This window comes from Pseudomonas sp. LBUM1672 (genome assembly GCF_059695655.1).
On record NZ_CP166781.1, the window covers coordinates 3,480,035 to 3,496,659 of the forward strand.

A 16,625-nucleotide genomic window follows, 5' to 3' on the forward strand; every position below is an offset into this window, starting at 1 on the left:
GGCTTAAACGCTGAGCGCGGCGCGCAATTGCGCTTCAAGCAGCGTGGCGTCCAGTTCCTGGCCGATCAGCACCAGGCGCGTGGTACGCGCTTCTTCGGCGCCCCACTGACGGTCGAAATGCTTGTCGAAACGCGTGCCCACGCCCTGGATCAGCAAGCGCATCGGCTTGTTCGGAATCGCGGCGAAACCTTTGACGCGCAGGATGCCGTGCTGGACCACCAGTTGGGTCAGCGCGTCCAGCAGCAGGCTTTCGTCGGCTTGCGGCAGTTCGATGGAGATGGAATCGAAGGCGTCGTGATCATGATCGTCTTCACCTTCATGGTGGTGATCGTGATGGCTGTGACGGCTGTCGATGTGTTCTTCGGAACCGGCACCGAGGCCGATCAACACGTCCAGTGGCACACGGCCGCTGCTGGCTTCGATGACTTTGACGGCGGGCGGCAACTCTTCGGCGACTTCCAGGCGTACACGGGCGAGGTCTTCAGGGCTGATCAGGTCGGCCTTGTTGAGGATCACCAGGTCGGCGCTGGCCAGTTGGTCGGCGAACAGCTCGTGCAGCGGCGATTCGTGGTCCAGGTTCGGGTCGAGTTTGCGCTGGGCGTCGACTTGGTCCGGGAAAGCCGCGAAGGTGCCGGCGGCAACGGCCGGGCTGTCGACCACGGTGATGACTGCGTCAACGGTGCAGGCGCTGCGGATTTCCGGCCACTGGAAGGCTTGAACCAGCGGCTTTGGCAAGGCCAGGCCCGAGGTTTCGATCAGGATGTGATCAAGGTCGCCGCGACGGGCGACGAGTTCGCGCATCACCGGGAAGAATTCTTCCTGGACGGTGCAGCACAGGCAGCCGTTGGCCAGTTCGTAGACGCGGCCGTTGGCTTCTTCTTCGGTGCAGCCAATGGAGCATTGCTTGAGGATTTCGCCGTCGATGCCCAGCTCGCCAAACTCGTTGACGATCACCGCGATGCGGCGGCCCTGCGCGTTGTCGAGCATGTGCCGCAGCAAGGTGGTTTTGCCCGAGCCGAGGAAGCCGGTAACGATGGTGACGGGGAGTTTGGCCAGTGTTTTCATCGGATGCCCTTTGGCAAGGTGGCGGGCATACGGGACGACAATCGCAGCGACGGGCGCGCGCGGAAGAGTTCGCCACCGGATCACCCCGCCCGGTTGTAGTGAGAATCTGTGTCGAGGCAGGTCTCCTGGCTGACGGTGTGCCAAATGCAGATTGGCATTCGCTGCGCCTTCCCGCGAACCCGCTGGACAGGGTTTGCAGTGGCGTGGCAGCGAACATCACCGTTCACAGTTGCGGGGGCAGCCGCGGCATCGACCGCGTTCCCTTCTTAGCTTCGACAAATGCCGAAGAACCTCGAAAGCGCAAGGCTACGCATCGTGTGGGGGCGGGTCAATGTCCGTCAGTTGATTAGCCCCTTGTGGGAGGAGGCTTACCTGTGGCGAGGGGATTTATCCCCGTTCGGCGGCGAAGCCGTCGCAAGACCTGTTTGCGGGGTATGTCTGAAGAAATGCAGGGGGCCGCTTCGCAGCCCAACGGGGATAAATCCCCTCGCCACAGATAAATCCCATCGCCACAGGAGTCCTCCTCGCCTCAGAGATGAGAACCCATGGCAATTGACGCCAAACCCCCGCCCATGCTCTCCTACACGCCTTGTTACGGGTGCCCTTCACAGGGTGAAACGGGAAACCGGTGAATCATGTGCTTTACTCAAAGCCATGTCAGTCCGGTGCTGCCCCCGCAACGGTAAGCGAGCGAAGCGTCAGATCCACTGTGCCAGCAGTTCGGCATGGGAAGGTGATGCTTGCAGGTTCCGGCGAAAGCCAGCCCCCCTCGTGAGCCCGGAGACCGGCCCGCAACACAAAGTGACCACTACGATCACTGAATAACAAACCCGCGGTGGGCGGGCGCTGTTGAGCCTCTGCGTGCCCGACTCGCAGGGGTCTTCCATGCGCTCTATTCACCCGCTGACAGACCAGAGGGAAGCGCCATGTCGATCATCAGCAGCACCGGCCACAGCACCGCCAGCACCACCACAACCCTGAGCCAACGCCTGACCGCCGCCGTGTGTGCGTCGATCCTCGGCGCGTGTCTCGTCTATTTCGCCGGTTTCTCGCACATCGAAGCGGTGCACAACGCCGCGCACGATACCCGTCACAGCTCCGCCTTCCCGTGCCATTGAGACCTGTCGACATGATCAAGCGTATTGCGCAAACCGCAGGTTTCAGCGGGCTGCTGGCCGCCCTGTTGCTGACCCTACTGCAAAGTTTCTGGGTGTCACCGCTGATTCTGCAGGCCGAAACCTACGAAAAATCCGAGCCGGCCGCGGTTGAAGTCCACGAACACGCCGCCGGTGTCGCCGCTCACACTCACGACGCCGAAGCCTGGGAGCCGGAAGACGGCTGGCAGCGCCTGCTGTCGACCACGGGTGGCAATCTGGTGGTGGCTGTCGGTTTCGCCCTGATGCTCGCCGGTCTCTACACCTTGCGTGCACCGACCAAAACCTCTCAGGGCCTGCTCTGGGGCCTGGCCGGTTACGCGACCTTCGTGCTCGCGCCGACCCTCGGCCTGCCGCCTGAACTGCCGGGCACTGCCGCGGCTGATCTGGCCCAACGGCAACTCTGGTGGATCTGTACGGCCGCTTCCACCGCCGTCGGCATTGCGTTGATTGTGTTCAGCCGCCACTGGCTGATGAAGATCCTCGGCGTGGCGATTCTCGCCGTTCCGCACGTAATCGGCGCGCCACAACCGGAAGTGCACTCGATGCTGGCTCCGGAAGCCTTGGAGACGCAGTTCAAAATCGCTTCGCAGTTGACCAACGTCGCGTTCTGGCTGGCCCTGGGCCTGATCAGCGCCTGGTTGTTCCGCCGCAAAAGCGCTGGCCAATACCACGCATGATTGATACCCGCACAGCGCCGACTTTAGTGGTCGGCCTGGGCTGCCAGCGCGGCTGCCCCGCCAGCACGCTGCGGGCGTTACTCGATCAGGCACTGCAGGCTCATAAAATCGGACTTCACCAGATCAAGGCCCTGGCCAGCATCGACCTGAAGCGTGATGAGCCTGGCCTGGTCGAACTCGCCGAACAACTCGCGTTGCCGCTGATGTATTTCAGCAGTGAGCAATTGAAAGGTTACAAACCGCAACTCAGCCACCATTCGGACATCGCGTTCGAGCGCACCGGTTGCTACGGCGTGGCGGAAAGTGCCGCCCTGGCCCTGGCCGAACACCTGGCCAAGGCACCGGCGAAACTGCTGATTTCGCGACAAAAATATGCCCAGGCCACCCTCGCATTGGCCTGCGTTGCGTAAGATCCCCGATAATCCCCGCCTCCGATCATGAGCAATCTTCATATCAGGCGTTGCCCGAGCCCTTTTTCCAACAGACTCTCTATTCAAAGGAACGGACGATGACCGTCTACTTCATTGGCGCAGGTCCCGGCGACCCGGAACTGATCACCGTCAAAGGCCAACGGCTGATTCGCAGTTGCCCGGTGATCATCTATGCCGGCTCTTTGGTGCCTGCCGCGGTGCTCGAAGGCCATTGTGCCGAACAGGTGGTCAACAGCGCCGAGTTGCACCTGGAACAGATCATCGAACTGATCAAAACCGCCCACGCCAACGGTCAGGACGTGGCGCGGGTGCATTCGGGTGATCCGAGTCTTTATGGAGCGATTGGTGAGCAGATTCGCTATCTGCGTGAACTCGGGATTGCGTTTGAAATCGTTCCCGGGGTCACGGCGACGGCGGCGTGTGCGGCGCTCTTGGGGGCGGAACTGACGCTGCCCGACGTCTCACAGAGTGTGATTCTGACCCGCTATGCCGACAAGACCGTGATGCCGGCCGGTGAAGAGCTGGGTAGCCTGGCGCAGCATGGGGCGACCATGGCGATTCATTTGGGCGTGCAGCATCTGGAAAAGATCATCGCCCAATTGCTGCCGCATTACGGCGCAGACTGCCCGATTGCGGTGATTCACCGGGCGAGCTGGCCGGATCAGGATTGGGTCGTCGGGACGATTGAGGACATTGCCGGGAAGGTTGCGGCGAAAGGGTTTCGGCGTACGGCGTTGATTCTGGTGGGCCGGGTGTTGGGGAGTGATCAGTTCAGCGAGTCGTCGCTGTATCGCGCGGGGCATGCGCATCTCTACAGGCCCTGAGCCAAGCACAACGCTGAGATAAGTGGCTCTGTGGTGAGGGGATTTAGCGAAACGTCGCACCGCCCCGTTCGGCGGCGAAGCCGTCGCTAAACCTGATTGCGAGGTGCACCCGGAAGAATGCAGGGGGCCGCTTCGCTGCCCAGCGGGGATAAATCCCCTCGCCACAGGTAAGTCCATTCACTCACAGATAATCGATCACCCATAAAAAAACGGCACTCACGGGTGCCGTTTTTTCATTTCGCAGCGAACACCTTAGTAGTAGGCGTTTTCTTTCTGCGTGTGGTCAGTCACATCGCGTACACCCTTGAGCTCGGGAATGCGCTCGAGCAAGGTGCGCTCGATGCCTTCGCGAAGGGTGACGTCTGCCTGGCCACAGCCCTGGCAACCGCCGCCGAACTTCAGCACCGCGATGCCGTCTTCGACCACATCGATCAGGCTGACCTGACCGCCGTGGCTGGCCAGCCCCGGGTTGATCTCGGTTTGCAGGTAGTAGTTGATACGCTCGTTGACCGGGCTGTCGGCGTTGACCATCGGCACTTTGGCGTTGGGCGCCTTGATCGTCAGCTGGCCGCCCATGCGGTCGGTGGCATAGTCGACAACCGCGTCGTCCAGAAAAGCTTCGCTGAACGAATCGATGTAAGCGGTGAAGCTTTTCAGCCCCAGCGCGGTGTCTTCAGGTTTCTCTTCGCCCGGCTTGCAGTAGGCAATGCAGGTTTCGGCGTACTGGGTGCCAGGCTGGGTGATAAAGACGCGGATGCCGATACCCGGGGTGTTCTGCTTGGAGAGCAGATCAGCCAGATAATCGTGGGCGGCGTCAGTGATGGTAATAGCGGTCATGGAAACTCCTCGCAGGCTTGGGCGCAGTTTACGCCAATCATCGCGCCGTACAAAGTCCTAGTATTTTTGTCGGGAAAGAGCCGGGACAGCGTTGCTTGCCGATTCGCCGTCAATCCAGCCTTTAAGCCACCGATAGCTGCTTTTTTCCACAAATTCGTAACTCGCCCAGGAGGCCACGCCGATGGTCAGCACGCAAACAGCGAACATCACGTAGGGATTTACCCCATAACGCTGTGCGACAAAACCACCAGCAGACAGCACCAGCACATGCATCAGGTACACCGAGTAAGAACAATCGCCGAGCACCTTGAACAACCGGGTGTTCTCGAAAAAGCGTTCCAGCGCCATACACGCCATCACCAACACCGCACTGGGCACGCCCCAGGCCAGGAAACGCGGCTGCGGCGCCAGGTTATAAATCGCCAGCAAGGCGCCGCCAATCCCCAGCAAGGGCAGCCAGAAACCGGGTTTGATCCAGCCGCGCCGGTAAATCATGCCGATGGCGATCCCCAGCAGAAACTCATAAACAATGTCCGAATGGTAGAACTCGCTGATCCAGCCATATCCGGTCCAGGCCTGACACACCGCAAACAACAGCGCGCCAACAATCAGCAGCCGAACCTGCAAGCGAAACAGCAATGCCCAGGCAAACAGCACGTAGAAGAGCATTTCGTAATTCAGCGTCCAGCCGACATTAAGCGTCGGATAAATCCCGTAGCCGCCGGGGTTTTCCGTGGGAATGAACAACAGCGACAGCAGGAAATGCGACCAGTCGATCGTCTGATCCGGCAATACAGGCTGTGCGAACACGACCACCAGCGCCATCAGCATCGTGTACAGCCAGTACGCCGGAACGATGCGAAACAGTCGATACAGAAGAAACCGCCCGGGCGGCAGCGATTTGCCTTCGGTGGACAGGAAGATCACCAGCCCGCTGATGACAAAGAAGATATCAACACCCACCGCGCCCTTATCGATGAACATCTGCCCCACCGGGCCACGGGCCTGGAAGTCGAAGAAAATCTGCATGAAGTGGTGGCAGACCACCGTCCAGGCTGCAACGGCGCGCAGTGCCTGTACCGAAATCAACATCGACGCCCCTCCGATCGAAAAGCCAAAATCTCCGCAGATCCTTGTGGGAGCGGGCTTGCCCGCGATAGCGGTGGATCAGTCGCCATCAATGTTGGATGTGAAGGCGCTATCGCGGGCAAGCCCGCTCCCACAGGGTTCAACGGTGCCTCCAGATTGGGACACCATGCATCCATCAAAGGTCGATCAAAGATTCTCGTACCGGTTCATGTCCAGCACGCCCTCTTCCACCGGCTCGGTTTCGTGGATATAGCGACTCAGGTCATGGAAGTAGAACCAGAACTGCGGATGGCTGCGGCGAATGCCCCAGCGCTCGACGATTTTTTCGAAACGGTGCGCGTCCTTGGCGCTTTCCATCGCATCGACGAACGCCGGCACCTGATCGGCCGGAATGTTGAACATGAAATTCGGATAGCTGCTGAGCACGCCCGGAAAAATCGTCACGGTGTCGAGCCCTGGCTGATAACGCCGCGACTCACCGAGCAGGAACGCCACATTGCTGTGGGCCCGGTTGCGCAACAGGCTGTAGACCTCACGCTTGCCGCTCGCCGTCTCGATGCGCAGCATGGTCGCCTCCGGCAACTGATCGATGACCTTCAAACCCGCCGCCGGGCGTGACGTCAGGCGACTCAAGGCCTGCTCGGCACTCTGCAATGCCGGGTCGATGTTCGGCCGCGAGCAGTAAGCGCCATCGCAGCGGTTGATTGGATCGGGCCTGGCATTGAGTTCGCCGTAACGGGTCAACAACTGCATCGCGAAGTCGCGTTTGGGATCTTTCTCATCCAGTTTCAGCGCCGTTGGCGTGTCGTTGTCGATGGCTTCGTAATCCAGCCACATCTTGAATTGGCCGCCGGCCTGATACCAATCGTTGAGGTAATCGTCCCGTGAATCGGCCGGCATCAGGCGCAGGAAATTCTGCTCTGCGCCGTTGCGGATCAGGTCGAAATACAGGCGCGTCTGCGCTTGGTGCGACACGTTGCCGAACACGTCGAAGTTGACCGCCAACTGATAATACGTGCGTTCCAACAGCGGAAAGTCGAACAGCCAGAGGGTTTGCGGCACGTCGCCGATCAGGCCTTTGTTTACCGAAGCACTGTCGAAATGCCGAAAGATGCTCAACAGCGCGTTGTCATTGCCCGCCCACAAGGTCGACCAACTCGGTGCTGGCAATTCCCCGTAATTGTCTCGACGCAGCGCTTCGTACTCGTTGCGTTTGTTGCGGTAGTCATGCCACAGGCTCAGGACGCTGCCCACATCGTCGTTCTGCCCCGGCATCGCCAGCAACGGCGTGGCCTGGCCGCGGTAGTTCGGGTCGGTGATGTAGAGGTCGTGTTCCGGCGCCTGGAACAGTGCCCAGAAGTGATCACGGATCACGTCGGTAGCAATCTGGCCACGGCAGACCGGCCCACGAATGAAGGTGCGCACAAAGTATTCGGCGTTATCGAGCATGAACTGATAACGCGCCTGCGCCGGGATCGCTTCGAAAGTGGTGAACGGATTGGCCCGGCGTTCCGGACCGTACCCCGGCAAGGCGTTGACCTGCCATTGACCGTTGTAAAACAGGCTTTTGATCCGCGCCATCTTCGCTGCGCTCAGCGGATAGGTGATGTGGGTCTTGTGCACGATTACGCCTTGCACCGGCCACAAGCGGTAATACACCTGGGTGCCCGGATCGTCGTTCGGGCGCCGGGTATTGATCAGATCGATCGGCTGGCCAGTCGGGGTTCGCGAACGGACCCACTGGAAGAAGTGTCCCGGCTCGCCGTCCTTGAAATAGAGATGAGCGAGGAACCAATGCTCGAATAACCAGCGGCCGACCAGGCTTTGTCTGGCACCCGGCGAATTGAGCAGGTTTTCCCACTGCACCACCTGCAAGGCTTCTTTCGCTGAAGGCACCAGGCCTTGCTCATCAATGGGCGCGCCGGAGGCCAGCCAGCGTTGCAGCGTCTGGTATTGCTGGTCGGTCAGGCCGGTGACCGCCAGCGGCATGCCTTCTTTCGGATGGGTGCTGGCGTAGCCGCCGAACTCCGCCGGCATGGCGCACATGTTTTCCCGGTTCAAGCCCAGGACGATGTCTTGCGGCAACTTGGCATTGGGTTGCAGCGGGGTTGTGTGGCCCAGCTCCAGCATTCGCGCCATCAAAGCAGCCTGGCTGCCTTGGGCGTCAAGGACCGAATAGAAGCCCTTCTGCTGCCAGGCGCGTTTACCGAACGCGTCATAAAACAACCGGGTCGGCGCGGCGGCCTGGCTGCGTTCGCCATCGTAGACCGGGGATTTGGTCGCGCCACGCGCCACCCCTTCACCGCTGCCCAGATTGAGCTGACAGGCGGAGTCGTAGCAGGCATGGCAGGCCACGCACTTTTCGGTGAAGATCGGTTGGATATCCTGCGTGTAGGAAATCGCCGGACCTTGCGCAACGGCACCCCAGCTTAAAAGCAGCATAAAAATGCTGGTGATGACGCGATACGACATGTCCCTGGTCCTGATCCTGAAAAAACGCCGCGATTCTACCGGGCCAGCACGCGCCCCAACATGAGCGATATTCATGCAAAACCGGGACATGCTCTAAAACCGCACAGGTTTGCTATTATCCCGGCCCTTCGTCATGGTCTTTTCGAGTAGTCCCAATGTCCGATCGCAGTGTTCGCCTTCAAGCTCTCAAGCACGCCCTCAAAGAGCGCATCCTGATTCTCGATGGCGGCATGGGCACGATGATCCAGAGCTACAAGCTCGAAGAGCAGGATTACCGGGGCAAACGCTTCGCCGACTGGCCGAGCGACGTCAAGGGCAACAACGACCTGCTGGTGCTGACCCGCCCTGACGTGATTGGCGGCATCGAGAAAGCCTACCTGGATGCCGGCGCCGACATTCTGGAAACCAACACCTTTAACGCCACCCGGATTTCCATGGCCGATTACGGCATGGAAGAGCTGGCCTACGAACTGAACGTAGAAGGTGCCCGCCTGGCGCGCAAGGTCGCCGATGCGAAAACCCTGGAGAACCCGGACAAGCCGCGCTTCGTTGCCGGCGTCCTCGGCCCGACCAGCCGCACCTGCTCGCTGTCGCCGGACGTGAACAACCCCGGCTATCGCAACGTGACCTTCGATGAACTGGTGGAAAACTACACCGAGTCCACCAAAGGCCTGATAGAAGGTGGCGCCGACCTGATCCTGATCGAAACCATTTTCGACACACTGAACGCCAAAGCGGCGATCTTCGCGGTGCAAGGGGTGTTCGAAGAGCTGGGCGTCGAACTGCCGATCATGATCTCCGGCACCATCACCGACGCCTCCGGCCGCACCCTGTCCGGCCAGACCACCGAAGCGTTCTGGAACTCGGTGGCCCACGCCAAGCCAATCTCGGTCGGCCTGAACTGCGCCCTCGGTGCCAGTGAGTTGCGTCCGTACCTGGAAGAGCTGTCGAACAAGGCCGGCACCCACGTTTCGGCGCACCCGAATGCCGGTCTGCCGAACGAATTCGGTGAGTACGACGAACTGCCGTCGGAAACCGCCAAGGTCATCGAAGAGTTCGCCCAGAGTGGCTTCCTCAACATCGTCGGCGGCTGCTGCGGCACCACGCCGGGTCACATCGAAGCCATCGCCAACGCCGTGGCCGGTTATGCGCCACGTGTTATTCCGGAAATCCCGAAGGCTTGCCGCCTCTCCGGTCTGGAACCGTTCACCATCGATCGCAGTTCGTTGTTCGTCAACGTCGGCGAGCGCACCAACATCACTGGTTCCGCCAAGTTCGCCCGGCTGATCCGTGAAGACAATTACACCGAAGCGCTGGAAGTCGCCTTGCAACAGGTTGAAGCCGGCGCCCAGATCATCGACATCAACATGGACGAGGGGATGCTCGATTCGAAGAAGGCCATGGTGACCTTCCTCAATCTGATTGCCGGTGAACCGGACATCTCCCGCGTGCCGATCATGATCGACTCCTCGAAGTGGGAAGTGATCGAAGCCGGCCTGAAATGCATCCAGGGCAAGGGCATCGTCAACTCGATCAGCATGAAAGAAGGCGTCGAGCAATTCATTCACCACGCCAAACTGTGCAAGCGCTACGGTGCCGCAGTCGTCGTGATGGCATTCGACGAGGCTGGTCAGGCCGACACCGAAGCGCGCAAGAAAGAAATCTGCAAACGCTCCTACGACATTCTGGTCAACGAAGTCGGCTTCCCGCCGGAAGACATCATCTTCGACCCGAACATCTTTGCCGTGGCCACCGGCATTGAAGAACACAACAACTACGCCGTGGACTTCATCAACGCCTGCGCCTACATCCGCGACGAGCTGCCGTACGCGCTGACCTCGGGCGGCGTTTCCAACGTGTCGTTCTCGTTCCGTGGCAACAACCCGGTGCGCGAGGCGATCCACTCGGTGTTCCTGCTGTACGCGATCCGCAACGGCCTGACCATGGGCATCGTCAACGCCGGCCAGCTGGAGATCTACGACCAGATCCCGGCCGAGCTGCGCGATGCGGTTGAAGACGTAGTACTCAACCGCACTCCGAACGGCACTGACGCCCTCCTCGCCATTGCCGACAAGTACAAGGGCGACGGCAGCGTCAAGGAAGCCGAGACCGAAGAGTGGCGCAACTGGGACGTCAACAAGCGTCTGGAGCATGCGCTGGTCAAGGGCATCACCACGCACATCGTTGAAGACACCGAAGAATCGCGCCAGTCGTTCGCCCGCCCGATCGAAGTGATCGAAGGCCCGCTGATGTCCGGCATGAACATCGTCGGCGACCTGTTCGGTGCCGGCAAAATGTTCCTGCCGCAAGTAGTGAAATCCGCTCGTGTGATGAAGCAAGCCGTAGCCCACTTGATCCCGTTCATCGAGCTGGAAAAAGGTGACAAGCCGCAAGCCAAGGGCAAGATCCTGATGGCTACGGTGAAGGGCGACGTGCACGACATCGGCAAGAACATCGTTGGCGTGGTGCTGGGTTGTAACGGCTACGACATCGTCGACCTCGGCGTGATGGTCCCGGCCGAGAAGATCCTGCAGGTTGCCAAGGAGCAGAAGTGCGACATCATCGGCCTGTCCGGTCTGATCACGCCTTCGCTGGATGAAATGGTTCACGTGGCCCGTGAGATGCAGCGTCAGGATTTCCATCTGCCGTTGATGATCGGCGGCGCGACCACTTCCAAGGCGCACACGGCGGTGAAGATCGAGCCGAAGTACAGCAACGATGCGGTGATCTACGTCACCGACGCCTCCCGCGCCGTGGGCGTGGCGACGCAGTTGCTGTCCAAGGAATTGAAACCGGCGTTTGTCGAGAAGACCCGCCTGGAATACATCGACGTTCGCGAGCGTACCGCCAACCGCAGTGCCCGCACCGAACGCCTGAGCTACCCGGCCGCCATCGCCAAGAAGCCGCAGTTCGACTGGAGCGCCTATGAGCCGGTCAAGCCGACCTTTACCGGATCGCGTGTGCTGGACAACATTGATCTGAAGGTGCTGGCCGAGTACATCGACTGGACGCCGTTCTTTATCTCCTGGGACCTGGCCGGCAAGTTCCCGCGCATCCTCACGGACGAAGTGGTCGGTGAAGCCGCCACCGCGCTGTACGCCGACGCCCAGGAAATGCTTGCCAAACTGATCGACGAAAAACTCATCAGCGCCCGTGCGGTGTTCGGCTTCTGGCCGGCCAACCAGGTGCGTGAGGATGACATCGAAGTCTACGGCGATGACGGCAAGCCATTGGCCAAGCTGCATCACCTGCGTCAGCAAATCATCAAGACCGACGGCAAGCCAAACTTCTCCCTCGCCGACTTCGTCGCGCCGAAGGACAGCGAAATCACCGACTACGTAGGTGGCTTCATCACCACCGCCGGCATCGGTGCAGAAGAAGTGGCCAAGGCCTATCAAGACGCTGGCGACGATTACAACTCAATCATGGTCAAGGCTCTGGCCGACCGTTTGGCCGAGGCCTGCGCCGAATGGCTGCACCAGCAAGTGCGTAAAGACTACTGGGGTTACGCCAAGGATGAGACGCTCGACAACGAGGCGCTGATCAAAGAGCAATACACCGGCATCCGCCCTGCTCCCGGCTATCCGGCCTGCCCGGATCACACCGAGAAAAGCACCCTGTTTGCCTTGCTCGACCCTGAAGCCAGCGAAATGCAGGCTGGCCGCAGCGGTGTGTTCCTCACCGAACACTACGCAATGTTCCCGGCAGCGGCGGTCAGCGGCTGGTACTTCGCTCACCCGCAGGCGCAGTATTTTGCGGTAGGCAAGATCGACAAAGACCAGGTGCAGAGCTACACGTCGCGTAAAGGGCAGGAATTGAGCGTGACCGAACGTTGGCTGGCACCGAACCTCGGTTACGACAACTAACCCAGTGTCATGGCCACAATACTGTGGCCAACAGAGATCCCCTGTGGGAGCGGGCTTGCTCGCGAAGACGGTGTAACAGTCAGCGAAAGTGTTGGATGTTACGGCCCCCTCGCGAGCAAGCCCGCTCCCACAGTTGTTTTGGGTCGTTCACAAATGTGCGGATCAACCCGCTCCCACATTTGGTTTGTGCATGCCGGGGATTGTCTATGCTTAGCTCTCACACATAAGTGACGAGGGGTTTATGGACGATCCAGTCGACAACAAGCCGCCGAGCTTCTGGCAGATGCTGCACAGTGTCATGGCTGCGGCGTTCGGGGTGCAGAGCGGGAAGAACCGGGCGCGGGATTTCACCCACGGCAAGCCGAGTCATTTCGTGATTCTGGGGATTCTGTTCACGGCGGTGTTTGCCCTGACGCTGTTTGGCATCGTGCAATTGGTGGTGCATCTGGCGGGACGTTAGTGCATCAGGGTTTTCAGGCTGAACGGATAGCGATAGGACGTCGGCCGCCCCTTGGCCGACAAGCGACGGAAGTTCACCCCGTAATTCGGCGATGCGCCCATGGCCAGCAACCGCTTGGCCTGGGCCTTGTCGATCAATTGCAGTAACGGAATCAGCCGGTCGCGCCCGCCGTACTGGTCCAGGTCCACACCCTTTTCATGGTCATGCAACTCCACGAGCGCCCAACCGCCCAACGTGAAGTGTCCGCCCAACAATACGCTCAAACGCCCATCAACCATCGCCTGCAACGCGGCGGGCGACGCGTTCACTCCGCTGAACAACGCATCTTTGCCGGGCACTCCACCCGTCTCCGAATACGCCTGCATGGCGCCAAACGCCATTTCGTCATTGGCCGACCACACCAGCGAGACCTTCGGATAACGCCGGAACAGCAATTTGGCTTGTTCATAGGCCCGGCCCTGGGTCCAGCCGCCGTAAACCAGTTGGCGCAAACGCACTTCAGGGTGCTCGGCCAAGGCGCGCATCATGCCTTGCTCGCGCAACTGCGCCGACGGTGTGATCTTCAAGCCGGAAAACGCCAGTAGCTCGATGACCTCGCCGGGCGCTACCGGGGGATGCTGGCGGATCAGATCCTTGAGCATCAGGTAACCGCCCTCCTCGTCGTTCGGCACCAGGCTGCCCAATCGATCGGAGCGTTCGCCCAACAGACTCAGCTGGTTGGCCGTCAGCGCAGCGTTGACCGTGAACAGTTTGACCCCGCTGCCTTGGGCCAGACGCAAAATTTGCGGAGCGACATACTGTTCGTTGACGAACACCAGATAGTCCGGACGATCAGGACCTTGCAGCGCAAGACGGGCTTGCGCCACGGTGAGTTCGGGCATGCGTTGGGAATAGAGAATCCGCAGATCGATGCCCAGATCCGTGGCAGCCGCCTGCATAAATTGCGAATAGCTGACCCAGAAGGTTTCATCCGTCTTCCCGGGATTCAGGAACAACACCGATTCCGCATGCGCAGCAGGGCCGTAAGCCGCGCCAAGCATCAGCAAAAAGGTGTAGAAAAACTTCAACATTAACGTCCGAGCCCCCGAAATTTCGCCGCGCATTATAGCCAGCGAAGCCCCGGAAAACGGCGTTTATTCCGGTTTTTGTCCGACAATCGTCGGAACCGGGCCCGGACGGGGTCGGTTATTGATGGCTGACCCAAAATACCGCAGTGCCCACGACCAGGATGATCAGGAACAGAATCGCCCAAGCATCGACCGTGCTGTCAGGCTTTGTCGCTTTGGTAGGGTTGCTCATTGCATCGCCTCTTGTCGGTTTTATCGGTGATTGCATAAAGACTCGACCACAGTAAAGACGACGATTGCCCGCACGACAAATACGGGTTTATCAATAACGGCTCTCGTTAGTCGTTTTGGTTCTTTACATATACTCAAACATCACTTTTGCGCATAACTGCAAACTGGTATCTTGCCCCGGCTCCATAGGGAGTGCGCGGCCGTGCGCGCAGAATTGCCGAGGCAGTACCGGAGACCTCCAGGCGAAAAAACGCAACGGGATCCGACCGGCCCAAGCCTGAGAACAGGACTTATATGTACGTATATGACGAGTACGATCAGCGGATCATCGAGGACCGCGTCAAGCAGTTCCGTGATCAGACCCGACGCTATCTGGCAGGCGAGCTGAGCGAAGAAGAATTCCGCCCCCTGCGCCTGCAAAACGGGCTTTATATCCAACGCTTCGCGCCGATGTTGCGGGTGGCGGTGCCTTACGGCCAACTGACTTCGCGCCAGACGCGAATGATGGCCAAGATCGCCCGCGACTACGACAAGGGCTATGCCCACATCAGCACCCGGCAGAACGTGCAGTTCAACTGGCCGGCGCTGGAAGACATCCCGGACATTCTCGCTGAGCTGGCCACCGTGCAGATGCACGCGATCCAGACCAGCGGCAACTGCCTGCGCAACGTCACCACCGACCAGTTCGCCGGTGTCGCGGCCGATGAGCTGATCGACCCGCGCCCATGGTGCGAGATCGTTCGCCAGTGGACCACGTTCCACCCTGAATTCGCTTACTTGCCGCGCAAGTTCAAGATCGCCATCAACGGTTCGACCTCCGACCGTGCTGCCATCGAAGTCCATGACATCGGCCTTGAGCCGGTGCACAACGCCGCTGGCGAACTGGGTTTCCGTGTGCTGGTCGGTGGTGGCCTCGGCCGTACGCCGGTGGTGGGCGCGTTCATCAATGAATTCCTGCCGTGGCAAGACCTGTTGAGCTACCTCGACGCCATCCTGCGGGTCTACAACCGCTATGGCCGTCGTGACAACAAGTACAAGGCGCGGATCAAGATTCTGGTGAAGGCCCTGACGCCTGAAGTCTTCGCGCAGAAAGTCGACGCGGAAATGGAACACCTTCGCGGTGGCCAGACCACGCTGACCGAAGCCGAAGTGCATCGCGTCGCCAAACACTTCGTCGATCCGGACTACAAGGCCCTGGACAACCAGGCAGCCGAACTGGCTGAGCTCGACAAACAACATCCGGGCTTCGCCCGCTGGCGCACCCGCAACACCCTGGCCCACAAGAAGCCGGGTTATGTGGCAGTGACCCTGTCCCTGAAGCCGACCGGCGTTGCGCCGGGCGACATCACCGACAAGCAGCTGGACGCCGTCGCCGACCTGGCCGATCGCTACAGCTTCGGTCAACTGCGCACCTCCCACGAACAGAACATCATTCTGGCCGACGTTGAACAGACCCAACTGTTCGCGATGTGGGGCGAGTTGCGCGAGCAAGGTTTCGCCACGCCGAACATCGGCTTGCTGACCGACATCATCTGCTGCCCCGGCGGCGATTTCTGCTCGCTGGCCAACGCCAAGTCGATCCCGATCGCGGAGTCGATCCAGCGTCGTTTCGAAGACCTGGACTACCTGTTCGACATCGGCGAGCTGGACCTGAACATCTCCGGCTGCATGAACGCCTGTGGTCACCACCACGTCGGCCACATCGGTATCCTCGGGGTGGACAAGAAAGGCGAAGAGTTCTATCAGGTATCCCTCGGTGGCAGCGCCAGCCGCGATGCCAGCCTGGGCAAGATCCTCGGCCCGTCCTTCGCCCAGGAAGCCATGCCTGATGTGATCGAGAAGCTGATCAACGTGTACATCGAGCAACGTACCGAAGACGAGCGTTTCATCGACACTTATCAGCGTATTGGCATCGACCTCTTCAAGGAGCGCGTCTATGCAGCGAATCATTAAGAACAACGAAGTCGTCGACGAAACCTGGCACTTGCTGCCCAAGGACTTCAACATCGACGAGATCAGCAACTGCGACGACCTGATCGTCCCGCTGACGCTATGGCGTGAACACAGTCGCATGCTCAAGGCCCGCGATGGCGGCTTGGGCGTGTGGCTGGATGCCGATGAAGAAGCCGAAGAAATCGGTGACGACGTCGATCAGTTCCAGGTGATTGCCCTGAATTTCCCGGCCTTCACCGATGGTCGCAACTACTCCAACGCCCGTCTGCTGCGTGACCGCTACGGCTTCAAAGGCGAACTGCGGGCGATCGGCGATGTGCTGCGCGACCAGTTGTTCTACCTGCATCGCTGCGGTTTCGACGCATTTGCCATTCGCGCCGATAAAGACCCGTACGAAGCCCTTGAAGGCCTCAAGGACTTCTCGGTGACCTATCAGGCCGCCACCGACGAACCGCTGCCGCTGTTCCGTCGTCGCTGATCGTCACACCTTGAACCC

13 protein-coding genes and 2 riboswitches are annotated in these 16,625 nt (G+C 60.0%); of the genes, 8 read left to right on the top strand and 5 right to left on the bottom strand.

Features of this window, described 5'->3' with window-relative positions:
- Positions 1–3 precede the first annotated feature (3 nt).
- Positions 4–1,065: a cobalamin biosynthesis protein CobW gene (gene cobW, locus ACA053_RS15775; protein WP_497311692.1), complete on the bottom strand. Its 1,062-nt coding sequence runs from the start codon at positions 1,063–1,065 to the stop codon at positions 4–6.
- A 98-nt stretch (positions 1,066–1,163) separates the two neighbouring features.
- A riboswitch (cobalamin riboswitch) is annotated at positions 1,164–1,375 on the bottom strand.
- 269 nt (positions 1,376–1,644) lie between these two features.
- A riboswitch (cobalamin riboswitch) is annotated at positions 1,645–1,872 on the top strand.
- Positions 1,873–1,991: 119 nt separating this feature from the next.
- On the opposite strand from cobW, the gene ACA053_RS15780 reads away from it, so the two are divergent.
- From ACA053_RS15780 to cobM, 4 genes are all read left to right on the top strand, one after another.
- Entirely contained in the window at positions 1,992–2,183 is a 192-nt protein-coding gene (locus ACA053_RS15780) for a CbtB domain-containing protein (RefSeq protein ID WP_084322810.1), read from the top strand.
- A gap of 11 nt (positions 2,184–2,194) precedes the next feature.
- A complete protein-coding gene (locus ACA053_RS15785) occupies positions 2,195–2,899 on the top strand; it encodes a CbtA family protein (RefSeq protein ID WP_497311693.1) in 705 nt (234 codons plus the stop codon).
- Entirely contained in the window at positions 2,896–3,309 is a 414-nt protein-coding gene (locus ACA053_RS15790) for a cobalamin biosynthesis protein (RefSeq protein ID WP_497311694.1), read from the top strand. Before ACA053_RS15785 ends, ACA053_RS15790 begins: the two co-directional genes overlap by 4 nt.
- A gap of 98 nt (positions 3,310–3,407) precedes the next feature.
- Positions 3,408–4,154, top strand: a complete 747-nt coding sequence (gene cobM / locus ACA053_RS15795; RefSeq protein ID WP_109632086.1) for a precorrin-4 C(11)-methyltransferase — start codon at positions 3,408–3,410, stop codon at positions 4,152–4,154.
- A gap of 252 nt (positions 4,155–4,406) precedes the next feature.
- On the opposite strand, the gene nfuA is transcribed toward cobM, so the two are convergent.
- From nfuA to ACA053_RS15810, 3 genes are all read right to left on the bottom strand, one after another.
- Positions 4,407–4,991 carry a Fe-S biogenesis protein NfuA gene (nfuA, locus tag ACA053_RS15800; RefSeq protein WP_007898222.1) on the bottom strand — a complete coding sequence of 195 codons (585 nt, stop codon included), beginning with the start codon at positions 4,989–4,991 and terminating at the stop codon, positions 4,407–4,409.
- 57 nt (positions 4,992–5,048) lie between these two features.
- Positions 5,049–6,083 carry an acyltransferase family protein gene (locus ACA053_RS15805; RefSeq protein ID WP_497393029.1) on the bottom strand — a complete coding sequence of 345 codons (1,035 nt, stop codon included), beginning with the start codon at positions 6,081–6,083 and terminating at the stop codon, positions 5,049–5,051.
- A gap of 183 nt (positions 6,084–6,266) precedes the next feature.
- Positions 6,267–8,552 carry a fatty acid cis/trans isomerase gene (locus ACA053_RS15810; RefSeq protein ID WP_497393031.1) on the bottom strand — a complete coding sequence of 762 codons (2,286 nt, stop codon included), beginning with the start codon at positions 8,550–8,552 and terminating at the stop codon, positions 6,267–6,269.
- Positions 8,553–8,707: 155 nt separating this feature from the next.
- On the opposite strand from ACA053_RS15810, the gene metH reads away from it, so the two are divergent.
- Positions 8,708–12,418: a methionine synthase gene (gene metH, locus ACA053_RS15815; RefSeq protein ID WP_497393032.1), complete on the top strand. Its 3,711-nt coding sequence runs from the start codon at positions 8,708–8,710 to the stop codon at positions 12,416–12,418.
- 241 nt (positions 12,419–12,659) lie between these two features.
- Complete coding sequence (locus ACA053_RS15820) at positions 12,660–12,878, top strand: DUF2970 domain-containing protein (RefSeq protein WP_109632093.1); 219 nt, start codon at positions 12,660–12,662, stop codon at positions 12,876–12,878.
- Here the strand turns inward: ACA053_RS15820 and ACA053_RS15825 are convergent.
- Positions 12,875–13,948: an ABC transporter substrate-binding protein gene (locus ACA053_RS15825; RefSeq protein ID WP_497393034.1), complete on the bottom strand. Its 1,074-nt coding sequence runs from the start codon at positions 13,946–13,948 to the stop codon at positions 12,875–12,877. The genes ACA053_RS15820 and ACA053_RS15825 overlap by 4 nt on opposite strands.
- Positions 13,949–14,470: 522 nt before the next feature.
- Here ACA053_RS15825 and ACA053_RS15830 point away from each other — a divergent pair.
- Positions 14,471–16,129: a nitrite/sulfite reductase gene (locus tag ACA053_RS15830; protein ID WP_497311701.1), complete on the top strand. Its 1,659-nt coding sequence runs from the start codon at positions 14,471–14,473 to the stop codon at positions 16,127–16,129.
- Positions 16,113–16,607, top strand: coding sequence for a DUF934 domain-containing protein (locus ACA053_RS15835; RefSeq protein ID WP_109632099.1), 495 nt, complete (start codon positions 16,113–16,115; stop codon positions 16,605–16,607). Before ACA053_RS15830 ends, ACA053_RS15835 begins: the two co-directional genes overlap by 17 nt.
- Positions 16,608–16,625 lie beyond the last annotated feature (18 nt).